At 61.0% G+C, this 11,372-nt stretch carries 10 protein-coding genes; 7 read left to right on the top strand and 3 right to left on the bottom strand.

Annotated features, from left to right (window positions below):
- Positions 1-109 precede the first annotated feature (109 nt).
- The 3 genes from Q0X28_RS01115 to Q0X28_RS01105 all read right to left on the bottom strand — a co-directional run bounded on the left by Q0X28_RS01115 (position 110) and on the right by Q0X28_RS01105 (position 2,550).
- Positions 110-1,516, bottom strand: a complete 1,407-nt coding sequence (locus Q0X28_RS01115) for a lipase family protein (protein ID WP_296238536.1) — start codon at positions 1,514-1,516, stop codon at positions 110-112.
- A gap of 320 nt (positions 1,517-1,836) precedes the next feature.
- Positions 1,837-1,962, bottom strand: coding sequence for a hypothetical protein (locus Q0X28_RS01110; protein ID WP_298575581.1), 126 nt, complete (start codon positions 1,960-1,962; stop codon positions 1,837-1,839).
- A 111-nt stretch (positions 1,963-2,073) separates the two neighbouring features.
- On the bottom strand, positions 2,074-2,550 hold the full coding sequence (locus tag Q0X28_RS01105) for an inorganic diphosphatase (RefSeq protein WP_296238540.1): 477 nt from the start codon (positions 2,548-2,550) through the stop codon (positions 2,074-2,076).
- A gap of 127 nt (positions 2,551-2,677) precedes the next feature.
- On the opposite strand from Q0X28_RS01105, the gene dacB (Q0X28_RS01100) reads away from it, so the two are divergent.
- From dacB (Q0X28_RS01100) to folP, 7 genes are all read left to right on the top strand, one after another.
- On the top strand, positions 2,678-4,066 hold the full coding sequence (gene dacB, locus Q0X28_RS01100; protein WP_296238542.1) for a D-alanyl-D-alanine carboxypeptidase/D-alanyl-D-alanine-endopeptidase: 1,389 nt from the start codon (positions 2,678-2,680) through the stop codon (positions 4,064-4,066).
- A 17-nt stretch (positions 4,067-4,083) separates the two neighbouring features.
- Positions 4,084-5,472 (top strand): D-alanyl-D-alanine carboxypeptidase/D-alanyl-D-alanine-endopeptidase, encoded by a 1,389-nt coding sequence (dacB, locus tag Q0X28_RS01095; protein WP_296238544.1) that lies wholly within the window; start codon positions 4,084-4,086, stop codon positions 5,470-5,472.
- A gap of 2 nt (positions 5,473-5,474) precedes the next feature.
- Complete coding sequence (tilS, locus tag Q0X28_RS01090; protein WP_298575576.1) at positions 5,475-6,590, top strand: tRNA lysidine(34) synthetase TilS; 1,116 nt, start codon at positions 5,475-5,477, stop codon at positions 6,588-6,590.
- Positions 6,591-6,684: 94 nt separating this feature from the next.
- On the top strand, positions 6,685-7,263 hold the full coding sequence (gene hpt / locus Q0X28_RS01085; RefSeq protein WP_296238549.1) for a hypoxanthine phosphoribosyltransferase: 579 nt from the start codon (positions 6,685-6,687) through the stop codon (positions 7,261-7,263).
- Positions 7,264-7,405: 142 nt separating this feature from the next.
- A complete protein-coding gene (gene ftsH, locus Q0X28_RS01080; protein ID WP_296238552.1) occupies positions 7,406-9,724 on the top strand; it encodes an ATP-dependent zinc metalloprotease FtsH in 2,319 nt (772 codons plus the stop codon).
- A gap of 90 nt (positions 9,725-9,814) precedes the next feature.
- Positions 9,815-10,402 carry a GTP cyclohydrolase I FolE gene (gene folE / locus Q0X28_RS01075; RefSeq protein WP_296238554.1) on the top strand — a complete coding sequence of 196 codons (588 nt, stop codon included), beginning with the start codon at positions 9,815-9,817 and terminating at the stop codon, positions 10,400-10,402.
- Between the two features lie 101 nt (positions 10,403-10,503).
- The gene (folP, locus tag Q0X28_RS01070; protein ID WP_296238643.1) at positions 10,504-11,343 is read left to right on the top strand and encodes a dihydropteroate synthase; all 840 of its coding nucleotides are present in this window, start codon (positions 10,504-10,506) and stop codon (positions 11,341-11,343) included.
- Positions 11,344-11,372: the final 29 nt, after the last annotated feature.

Genomic DNA, 11,372 nt, shown 5'->3' with positions numbered 1-11,372 from the left:
GTTGTGTGTTTTCATGAGAGCCTTCTGCCTTACGTTGAGGGGAGAGCGCCTGTGACAGGCCACTGTGCAACTGAACGGTCGATGGTATAGCCGCATGCGCGATGACAGCCTAGATAACCGCGTTATTGATAACCGTGTTTACTAATGGACGGCTCGTGTCCGTGCGAGGACGGTAAAGCTCCAGCACTGCCTCGGAAATAAGTGGGCCAATAGAGACCGGTTGGGCAGAAATATGGTCTCTGGAGGGCACCATCGTCATAGAGACGTTTACACCGTGGTGGAGCCACTTGTAGTACTGATCCCAGACATCTTTCACGGGGACATCGACGTCGCCGTTACCGTGGTACAAGTAGAGGTGCTGGCCTGGAAATACGGTAGGCATTCCACTGATGTATTTCACTGACTCTTTGCGAAGATAACTATCCAGGACAGCATCATCCAGTAAGTTTCTGTCCACTATCTCGTTCATGGCCAACTGGTTGGCTTTAACATAGTCCACCATTTCACTGAGGCACATACTGTTGAAATCGTGGACGACTTCCCTACCATGGGGTGTCAAGTGCCTATACAGGTAATCATGGAGAGCAGGGTACTGCCGGGAGAGTCCGATTGCGACCGCCAAACCCATCCCAATCTGCTCGTTACCCTTCTGAACGAACGCTTCATTTTTATTCTTCCGGTATTTGGCGCTGATGCTAATCATGTCCATAGGGGTACCACCCATGAAAATGGCCTTAGTCCTTTTCAGCAAACTAGGTGCGTAGGTGGGCATGAGGGTTGCTGCTGCCGCTGATGCCATAGCACCGCCGGAAAAACCTTGCACAACAAAATCGGGGTCGTCGTATCCCATAGAAGGGGCATGTTGTAGGGCGCGCATAGCGTCGAGTATGAGCCTTCCGGAGGCAATATTGACTCCGTACGCCATATTGACTCCGAGCAAATCCGGGGTGAGGACACTGAGGCTACGGGCTTTTGGAGCTAAGTTGCTTGCTCCTTCGGCTGCTAGTAATCCTTCAATGACCTGTGGGCTCGTTGCGCCATCTCCCATCCAGAGTTTATATGTTTGGCTGGGTGTACAGCGCAGCGAGAGTCCGTTGATGTATTGTGCGTTGACCCAAATCTTATTTCCTGCAGCCAGGTATTTCGCTCCCTTGGCACGGTACGGCTGGGTGAGGAGTGCCGTGCCGATCACAGGTTTTCCGAGGGAATCTTCGGTGGTGAAAGCTATTTTGTAGGTGTCTTGCCACCACACGAAGGAGGGGTACTCGGCCACAAAGGGGTAGATGAGCTTCCAGTCAGCCTTTTCCACCGCTACCAGCCGGCCGGGAGGGGTGTTCCGCGGGTAGGGAGTGCGATAGATCGGATCGGTGATTGTCGCAGTAATCCCTGGGTTGTCCAGTGAGGGAGAGGATGAGCGACCATCGTTTGATGGCAGTGTTTGGGCACTAGCAGGAGGAGTGATTGCTGTAAAGCCGAGCAGCGCGGCACCACCGAGTACTAGGAGCGATTTTTTCATGGGAGTCAGCTTCTATTGCGCGAGGGATGAATAACGCATTAATAGGAACTTTAGTTCCCTAGCAGTGGTTTTTCAAAGTAAAAATATTTATATTTTAAAAAAAATTTTATGTGTCTTTAGGGTGGTACGAGGTGTGGTGAAGGAGTATCGTCGCCTGTCCAACTGGAGAATTCAGCATGACATTACGGCCGATTCTGGTAGGGGTATGTCGTATTACGCTCGGTTACTGATGACATCGTGGAAGACACCTTGTTGATAACGAAAAGACACCCATAGGAAACCTACGGGTGCCTTTTGTGTTACCGATTGGTAATGCTTTTTTAGGAGTGGATGAGGGCGATAAGGGGGAGCACGACAATGATGCCAACAATCTTGAGAACACGTCGGACGATCTTGCCGGCCTTGGCCTTATCGAACTCTTTCTTTTCCTTTTTTTCTTTTTCCATACGGTTATTTTATCCAACATATGTCTGGAGATGTGGATAGAAGGTGTGCGAAGTTGCCGTTATCCCTCTAACCGTATGGTGTATGAACTCTTTTTGCGGCAGTGACAGGGGTTAGCCCAGGTACCGTTCCTTGGCTTCTTCCAGAATCTTCTCGGCGGCGGCCTTGTCGCCCCATCCGGTGCCAGACACTTCCTTGTTGGGCTCCAGGTCCTTGTAGTGGACGAAGAAGTGCTCGATCTCGTTACGGAGATCCTGCGGCACGTCGTCGATGTCCTGGATGTGGTTCCAGCGCACATCGTCCAGCACGGCGATCAGCTTATCGTCGCCGCCGGCTTCGTCAGTCATGTTGAAGACGCCGACCACGCGGGCAGGCACAACACAGCCGGGGAACACGGGTTCGGGCAGAATGACGAGAACATCCAGTGGGTCGCCATCCTCACCCAGGGTGTGGTCAACGAAGCCATAGTCGGCCGGGTAGGCCATGGGGGTGAAGAGGTACCGGTCCAGGCATACGCGACCAGTCTCGTGGTCAACTTCGTACTTATTGCGGGAACCCTTGGGGATCTCAATGATGACGTCGAGGCTCATCAAGTAACCTACCTTTACAGCGGAAACTAACGGTTTCTTATAAGGATAGACCAGGCTCGCACCGAGCCGGCGATTCATGAAAGAATGAAGCAGCAATGACGCCCACTCACTTGGCAAAGGACCGTCTATGAAAGACCGTAAGCGTCTCACCATCGCCCTCTCCGTGTTGATGGTTATTCTGCTCGCGGTCGGTGGCGCGCTTGCCTTTTACGCCGTGCCACGGATGCGGGGTGTGAACGCCACCGACGCCTCCGCCTGGGTGAAAGGTGTTGCCCTGCCCCCCACCATGGAAGAACGCGACGACGTATTCCAGCCAGTATCCCAAGACGCCCCCATCCCCGACGCCGATATCCTCTCCGCTCGCCTGAACACGCTGCTTGGCGACCCCACCATGGCGAACCTCACCGGCTCGGTCCACGACGCCATGAGCGGGAAAACCCTGTGGGAACACCAGCCCAACAAAGCCCTGCAGTCGGCCAGTGTGATGAAGCTGCTCACCGCCCAGGCGGCCCTCCTGGTGCTGCCGGATGAGCAGCGGGTCAAAACGGAAACCCTCTTGCTCGGTAACGGCACCGTCGTGCTGCGCGGATACGGAGACGTCACCCTCTCCACTGCCGGCAAAGGCGAGGACAGCTTCTACCATGGTGCGGCACGCCTCTCGGAGTTAGCGAAGCGCACCAAAGCGGCCCTGAAGAAGCGTGGTATCACCGCCACCAAAGTGGTCGTTGATACCTCCCTCTACCGGGAATCCGCCATGGCTCAAGGCTGGAATTCCGCTGACATTGGCGGCGGGTTCATTGCCCCCATGTCTCCGGTGATGGTGGACGGTGCCCGACTCAACGCAGGCTGGGAAGATTCCCCTCGCGCAGAGAGCCCCGCCACCCAAGCGGGCAACGCCCTCGCCCACTACCTGGGAGTGGACACCGTTACCGTCACCAGTACCCGCACCAAGACCTCCACCGTGTTAGGCACGGTGTGGTCTGCGCCGCTCCTCACCCGCCTCCACGACGTCCTCATCCACTCCGACAATGTGCTGGCGGAGGCCATCGGCCGGGAAATCGCAGTGAAAGAAGGCCAGCCTGCCACCTTCCAGGGAGTCACCACCGCTATCCGGCACATCCTGGAGAAGAACGACATCAACACCTCCGGCCTCAAAATGTTCGACGCCTCGGGCCTGTCGCTGCGCAACCGAGTGTCTTCCCACACCCTCGTTGACGTGCTGCGACTGTCCGCAAAAAAGAGCCAAAGCCGGGCGCTGCTCGACGATCTGCCCGTCTCGGGTGGCTCCGGCACACTCTCCAATCGGTTCTATGACGGGTCCCTCGCACGCGGCTGGATCCGAGCCAAGACCGGCACGTTGAGTACCGCCAGCAGCCTGGCCGGCATCGCCGTCACCCAGAACGGCCGGGTACTGGTATTCGCGTTCATCATCAACGGGGAAGGTCCCTCGACCGCCCGCCCGGTCCTCGATGCCCTGGCCGCCACGCTCCAGGCTTGTGGGTGCCAGCCTAAGTAGCCCAGTAGCATGAGGGTATGCGCACACCCCACTCCCCGTTCCGCCACCGTTCCGCCACCGCAGGCCTCCTGGCAAGCCTGCTGCTGTGCGCCACCGCGGTAGCCTTTCCGGCTGACGCACAAGCCGCCCTCGCGCCCGCTGACAGCCTAGCGCCCACCGCAACTCTCCCAGTGGGCTCCCCGGAACCCGGACAAGCCGCCCTCCCCGCACAACCTGCTCCGGCCGGCCTCTGCGCCGTCACCATGCGGAAAGCCCTCACCTCGACCCTGCAGACCAGTGGCATCACCTCCTTCGGAGGTATGGTCTCCAGCAGCATCGAGCTGTGGCAGAGCGGCGCCAACCGCCCCCTCGCCCCCGCCTCCGTTACCAAACTCCTCACTGCATCCGCAGCCCTTCACGCCCTCAGCCCCAACCGGCGTCAAGAAACCGGCGTCTACCTCGCCATTGATGGCAGCCTGGTGGTACGTGGAACTGGCGACGTCACCCTCTCCCGGCGCGCCACCGGCCCAACCCTCTACCGCAACGCCGCCCGCCTCTCCGACCTAGCCCGGCAGGTCTCCGACAAAGTAAAGCTGCTGCCCATCAAACCCAAGCGGCTCATCGTCGACACCTCCTACTACACTGGCCCCACCATGGCCTACGGGTGGGACCGCTGGGATATTGGCGGTGGCAGCATCGCCCCCATGGCTCCCGCCATGCTGGACGGCGCGCGCATCTACGACACCGGCTGGTACAACTCCCGTACCGCCACCCCCTCCCTCCAACTGGGCGCCACTCTGGCCCAATACCTCAACGTCAGAGGCCTCACGGTAGAAGTAGCGGACAGTACCCCGCTGGCCCTCTTGCCCCTCGGCAAGGTCTATTCCGCCCCCCTCACCGACCGTGTGCACGACATGCTGCTGTACTCCGACAATGTGCTGGCAGAGTCAATCGGCCGGGAAGTGGCAAAAGCGAGAGCGAAACCCGCCAGCTTCCAGGGTGCAGCCTCCGCCGTCCTCGCCGCCGTGGCAGCCAACGGTATCCCCACCACCGGTGCAGTCCTGCACGACACCTCCGGTCTCTCCACCTACGACCGGCTGACCGCCAGTACTGTGGCTGAAACCCTGCGACCCCACACGCGTGTGGACAAAGCACAGGTAACGGACATCATCGCGGCCAACCTGCCAGTTGCAGGGCAGAGCGGTACCCTCCGCTACCGCTTCGGCGGGCAGAACGCCGCCGCCCGCGGCCACATCCGCGCCAAAACTGGCTCCCTCAACAACGTCAGCACCTTGGCAGGAATTGTCTACAGCGCCCGTACAAACACCCCCTACTACTTCGCCTTCCTCGTCAACAACACCGCCTACTGGCCCGCCACCAGCCTGGTCGATAACCTGGCCGCCGCTCTCTACCGCACAGGCTGCTAACCATGTCTAACTCCACCCACCCGCTACCCCACGCCGACACCTTCGGCGGCACTGGTGACCCCCACATGTGGGCAGTCACCACAGCTGTCCGCACATGGTGGGATGCCTACGGACGACCCGGTCGGATCTGCGTCGCACTTTCCGGTGGGGCGGATTCGCTCGCCCTCACCGCCGGGGCAATCCGCACAGGTGCACAGGTGACGGCACTCATCGTCGACCACCAGCTGCAGAAGGGGTCCACCCAGGTGGCCCACCACGCAGCCGACCAAGCCCGCCAACTCGGCTGCGCCGACGCCCTCGTCATCCCCATCATCGTCACCGATGAAGAAAGCGTAGGGATGGAAGCCGCCGCCCGTGAAGCCCGCTACGCCGCCCTCGACATGCTGCGCGCCGGACAGCCCGTACTGCTGGGACATACCCAGGATGACCAAGCAGAAACCCTACTTTTGGGCCTGCTCCGCGGCTCCGGCCCACGAGCCATCGCCGGCATGCTGCCCTGGGACGAACCGTGGGGACGCCCGCTGCTCAGTCTGCGCCGCACCGACACCCAGGCAGCCTGCGCCGAACACTCTATAGACGTGTGGGAGGACCCGCAGAACAGCGACCCCGCCTTCACCCGCGTGCGAGTGCGCCACGAACTGCTGCCGCTGCTGCGCGACATCAGAGGAGGGGACGTGGTACCTGGGCTAGCTCGCACCGCCCAGCTGGTGCGGGAGGACACGATACAGCTGGATGCACAGGCAGCTACCTTCCTCGACCGCCTCGCTGCAGAACAGCCCACGCCTGAATCAACCGGCCAGCCCCTGCCTGAATCCGGCAGCATTCGCATGCCTGAGCTCCCGCGTCTGCCCGTCACTGAGCTGTGTGACCTGCCCGACCCCACCCTCCGGCGGATACTCCGCCTCTGGCTACACCGAAGCGGACAAACCCAGGTGGGCTATTCGCACCTCACCGACATCGCCCGGCTTCTCACTGATTGGCATGGCCAAGGGCCCGTCACCCTCCCCGGAGGTGCCACCGTGCGACGCCACCACCAGCAGCTGAGCCTGCAAGTGCCCACCAGCGGAGGACACTGCTGCGAGCACCCTCACGCTCCGCACCCCATCGCACATTTTTAGGTGATTTGCCCCCCAAGAAACTATCCTCGAAGGAGAAGGACGCACCTCGTGCGGCCCGCCCACACCAACGGATCAGCCACGTCAGAGGACACCGATGAGTACTGTGCCGGAATCAGCAGCCTCCTATTATGCAGATGCGATCGAAGAGATTCTCATTGACGAAGAAACTCTCGCCCAGCGTGTGAAGGAGCTCGCCGAAGCAACAGCCGCCCGGCATGCCAACGACCCCGAAGACCTCATCCTCATCTGCGTCCTTAAAGGCGCCGTCATGTTCCTCACCGACTTCTCCCGCGCCCTCCCCATCCCCAGTCAGATGGAATTCATGGCCGTCTCCTCCTACGGAGCTGGCACCAGCTCCTCCGGCGTAGTGCGCATCCTCAAGGATCTTGAACGTGACATCACTGGCCGCGACGTCGTCATCGTCGAAGACATCCTTGACTCCGGTCTCACCCTCTCCTGGTTGATCCGCAATCTTTCCTCCCGTAACCCCCGCTCGCTTGAGGTCGTCACCCTCCTACGCAAGCCGGAAGCACGCCAAAGCATCAATGTGGAGTGCGCCGACGTGGGATTCGACATCGCTGACGAGTTCGTGGTGGGCTACGGCCTCGACTTCAATGAACAGTTCCGTTCCCTCCCCTTCGTCGCCAAGCTGAAGCCCGAAGTATTCCAGTAGCAGCTGGCTCCCCGCACCCCTTGCTTTCCTCCCCCAGACGTTCGCGAAGAGCGCTCTCGCCTGCATCGTTAGCGTCTAACCGGTAGTGTGTACGTAGACATAATAGAGAAGGGATGGGCCATTCCCCACGGCCCGCATGTGCATGGATCGTAAGAAGCTATTCCGCAACATCGGCATCATTGCCTTTATCGTGCTGCTGTTTGTCGGCCTGTCGTTCTTCGGAGCCAACAACTCCGTCGACTACCAGTCCGTCAACACCTCCGTTGCCCTCCAGCAAATCAAAGAGGGCAACGTACAAAAGGCGGTGCTGGAAGACCGTGAGCAGGTTCTCAAACTCACCCTCAAAAAGAAGGTGAAGGTCGAGCCCGCCGCTCCCCAGAAACAGAGCCTCTTCGCGCCCCCCAGCCAACCCGGCACCCCTACGGGAGATAAGAAGGCGAAGAAGGTCGAGGCAAAAGCCCTCACCGCGCAGTTCCCGGCTGCCTCCGCCGATGACATCTTCACCCTCCTGGAAAGCTCCAAGGTAGACGCCTTCACCACCGAGGTCCACCAGTCCAGCTGGTTCACCCAAGCCCTCATCTACCTAGGCCCCACTCTGCTCCTTATCCTCCTCATGGTGTGGTTCTTCGGGCGCATGCAGAAGAACGGCCCCATGGGCTTCGGTAAATCTACCGCCAGCGGCGTCAACAAAGACCGCCCCACCACCACGTTCAACGATGTGGCTGGCGAAGACGAAGCTGTGGAAGAACTCAACGAGATCAAAGACTTTCTCCAGCACCCGGACCGGTACGAGAAACTCGGTGCCAAGATCCCCCGCGGCGTGCTTCTCTACGGCCCGCCTGGCACCGGTAAAACCCTGCTGGCACGCGCCGTCGCAGGGGAAGCCGGCGTGCCCTTCTTCTCCATCTCCGGCTCCGACTTCGTCGAAATGTTTGCCGGTGTGGGAGCCTCCCGCGTCCGTGACCTCTTCGACCAAGCGAAGAAGAACAACCCCTGCATCATCTTCATTGACGAGATCGACGCAGTGGGCCGCCAGCGTGGCGCCGGCATTGGCGGTGGCCACGACGAACGCGAACAAACTCTCAACCAGCTTCTGGTCGAGATGGACGGCTTTGACGACCGCCAAGGCGTCATCCTTATCGCCGCCACCAACCGCGTCGACGTCCTCGACCCCGCCCTACTGCGCCCCGGCCGCTTCGACCGGCAGATCCCCGTCACCAACCCCGACCTTAAGGGGCGCCAAGCCATCCTTAAGGTGCACGCCAAAGGCAAGCCCTTCACCAAGGACTGCGACCTCGACGCATTGGCTAAGCGCACCGTCGGTTTCTCCGGCGCAGACCTGGCCAACGTCCTCAACGAGGCAGCACTGCTGACAGCCCGCCAAAACCAGAAAGCCATCACCCCCGATAACCTCGAAGAGGCCACCGACCGGGTGATCGGCGGCCCGCGCCGTACCGGCCGCATCATCTCCGAAAAGGAGAAGAAGGTGACGGCTTACCACGAGGCAGGCCACACCATCTGCGCCTGGGCAATGCCGCAAATGGACCCCGTCTACAAGGTCACCATCCTGCCGCGTGGCCGCACCGGCGGCTACTCCATGGTGGCTGGCGAGGATGACTCCGGCCTGCGCACCCGCACCCAACTGCTCAGCCAGATCGTTTTCGCTATGGGCGGCCGCACCGCCGAAGAGCTGGTGTTCGCAGAACCCACCACCGGAGCCTCCAACGACATTGAGCAGGCCACTAAGATCGCCCGTGCCATGGTGAGCGAATGGGGTATGAGCGCCAAACTCGGACCCGTCAAATATGGCGAAGAGGAAGGCGACCCGTTCCTGGGTCGTACCCTCGGCACCAAATCCACCTACTCGCACGAAGTCGCCCGCGACATCGACGAAGAAGTGCACCGCATCATTGATGCCTGCCACACTGAGGCCTGGGCTACCCTCTCGCAGTACCGGCACCTGCTGGACACACTGGCCTTCGCCCTCCTGGAGAAGGAAACCCTCCGCCGTCCTGAACTAGAGGAGATCCTGGGGAGTATCGATACCCGCCCGCGTATCACCGAGTTCGATGACTTCGGTGAGCGCACTCCGTCCAGCCTGCCACCGGTGAAGACCCCGGGCGAACTGGCTAAGGAGCGGGGAGAAGAGTGGCCCCCAAAGATGGAAAAACCCACCCTTCCGGAAATCAGCGAAGACGATATCGTCCACTACCCGAGTCCGGATAAGCCCGCCCAGCCGGGCCGCCCCAAGCCGGTATTCCGCCCGATCCCACACGGCCCCCGCTCCGGCAGCAAGCGTGGGGATGGTGTGGGGGACAACCAGGCCGGCAGTTCGGGCGGCTCCACCAGCGGCACCGGACAGAACAATGGCACCGGCAACGGGCGGGGTGACGGAAGCAGTGGCCGTAACGGCCTGGGTGGCCTCTTCGGCGGCTGGCGCCCCGGACAGCGCCGGCACTAGCCTCCGCCCGGGGTGCGTTAACCTCCACGGCGGCACTCGCCTCGACGCAGTGCCCAACTGACCCCTCACAGCACAAGAATCGACACCATCATGAGCTATGGAGAATACGACGCCGAGCGGGTAGAACACGCCATCCGCGAACTGCTCATCGGCATTGGCGAAGACCCCGACCGGGAAGGACTCCGCGACACCCCCAACCGGGTTGCCCGCGCCTACACCGAAATCTTCGGCGGCCTCCACTGTGAACCCGCAGACGTCCTCGCCACTTCCTTCGCCGAAGGCTACGACGAACTCGTCCTCGTCCGCGACATTCCGGTCTATAGCATGTGCGAGCACCACCTGCTGCCCTTCCACGGCGTCGCCCACATCGGCTACCTACCCAATAAGAAAACTGGCCGTATTACTGGGCTTTCCAAACTGGCCCGCCTGGTCGACCTCTACGCGAAACGCCCCCAAGTACAGGAGCGTCTTACCGGGCAGGTCGCCGATGCCATCATGGAGCGCCTGGATGCCCGCGGCGCCGTCGTTGTCATCGAATGCGAGCACTTGTGCATGGCAATGCGGGGGATCCGCAAACCCGGTTCTATCACTACCACCAGCGCGGTGCGGGGCAGCCTGCGCACCAACGCAACTTCTCGCGCCGAAGCGCTTGCCCTCATCCGTGACCCGCGTCGCTAATCGTCTCAAGGAGGAGTACCCCTATGCCCCACTCCACCACTCGCCTTACCCTCCCCACCTTGGGGGAGGGCAGTGACTTCGGTAGTACCCCCTGCCAGGTGATGGGTATCCTCAACATCACCCCGGATTCCTTCTCCGACGGTGGCCGCTGGAACACCCTGGACACTGCCCTCGCTCATGCCCGCGAGATGGTTGCCCAAGGCGCCCACATCATTGATATTGGTGGCGAATCCACCCGCCCCGGTGCCACCCGCGTTACCGCCGAAGAAGAGGCAGCCCGTGTCGTCCCCGTCGTCACCGCACTCCATGCGGAGGGAGTGACGGTCTCCGTCGACACCATGCGAGCCAGCGTTGCCGCCGCTGCAGTGGATGCGGGGGCCGATCTTATTAACGATGTTTCCGGTGGGGAGGCTGACCCGGATATGCGGCGCGTGATGGCCGACGCACATCTGCCCTACTGTGTGATGCACTGGCAGACCGACACCTTTGGCGATGCGGCCGGCGCCAGCTATAGCGACTCGGACATTATTGGCAAGGTTGTGGGCGATTTGCAGGTGCTGGTGGAGCGGGCGCTTGCCGTGGGGGTGGAGGAGCGCAATATTGTGCTCGATCCGGGGCTGGGGTTCGCCAAAACCCGCAATCAGGACTGGGAACTGTTGCGCGGCCTGCCTTACTTTGTCAACAGTGGTTTCCCGGTGCTGGTAGGGGCGAGCAGGAAACGGTTCCTGGGGGAGTTGTTGGCGCATGCCGACCCTCGCTATACCCCCGCCACCCCACCGGAACCCGTGGAGCGGGATCTGGCTACTGCGGTCGTTTCAGCGATCTGCGGCTACAACGGGGTGTGGTGTGTGCGAGTCCATGACGTCCCCAGTACTGTGCAGGCACTCGTGGTGCAACGGGCATGGCAGTTGGGCCACAATCCTTTTGGCAGGGAGCAGTAGACGATGGCAGGAATCGGTAGCTCTTTTTC

The organism is uncultured Lawsonella sp. (genome assembly GCF_947252745.1).
In the GTDB taxonomy this organism is placed as follows: Bacteria; Actinomycetota; Actinomycetes; order Mycobacteriales; family Mycobacteriaceae; genus Lawsonella.
Note: the sequence above shows the minus strand (reverse complement) of the source record. Positions and strands in the feature narration are given on the sequence as shown.

Excerpts from the sequence above, each read along its gene's own strand:
- dacB (WP_296238544.1), top strand. The coding sequence starts at position 4,084 with ATGCGCACACCCCACTCCCCGTTCCGCCACCGTTCCGCCACCGCAGGC.
- tilS (WP_298575576.1), top strand. The coding sequence starts at position 5,475 with ATGTCTAACTCCACCCACCCGCTACCCCACGCCGACACCTTCGGCGGC.
- folE (WP_296238554.1), top strand. The coding sequence starts at position 9,815 with ATGAGCTATGGAGAATACGACGCCGAGCGGGTAGAACACGCCATCCGC.
- Q0X28_RS01110 (WP_298575581.1), bottom strand. The coding sequence starts at position 1,962 with ATGGAAAAAGAAAAAAAGGAAAAGAAAGAGTTCGATAAGGCCAAGGCC.
- Q0X28_RS01105 (WP_296238540.1), bottom strand. The coding sequence starts at position 2,550 with ATGAGCCTCGACGTCATCATTGAGATCCCCAAGGGTTCCCGCAATAAG.
- dacB (WP_296238542.1), top strand. The coding sequence starts at position 2,678 with ATGAAAGACCGTAAGCGTCTCACCATCGCCCTCTCCGTGTTGATGGTT.
- Q0X28_RS01115 (WP_296238536.1), bottom strand. The coding sequence starts at position 1,516 with ATGAAAAAATCGCTCCTAGTACTCGGTGGTGCCGCGCTGCTCGGCTTT.
- hpt (WP_296238549.1), top strand. The coding sequence starts at position 6,685 with ATGAGTACTGTGCCGGAATCAGCAGCCTCCTATTATGCAGATGCGATC.
- ftsH (WP_296238552.1), top strand. The coding sequence starts at position 7,406 with ATGGATCGTAAGAAGCTATTCCGCAACATCGGCATCATTGCCTTTATC.
- folP (WP_296238643.1), top strand. The coding sequence starts at position 10,504 with ATGGGTATCCTCAACATCACCCCGGATTCCTTCTCCGACGGTGGCCGC.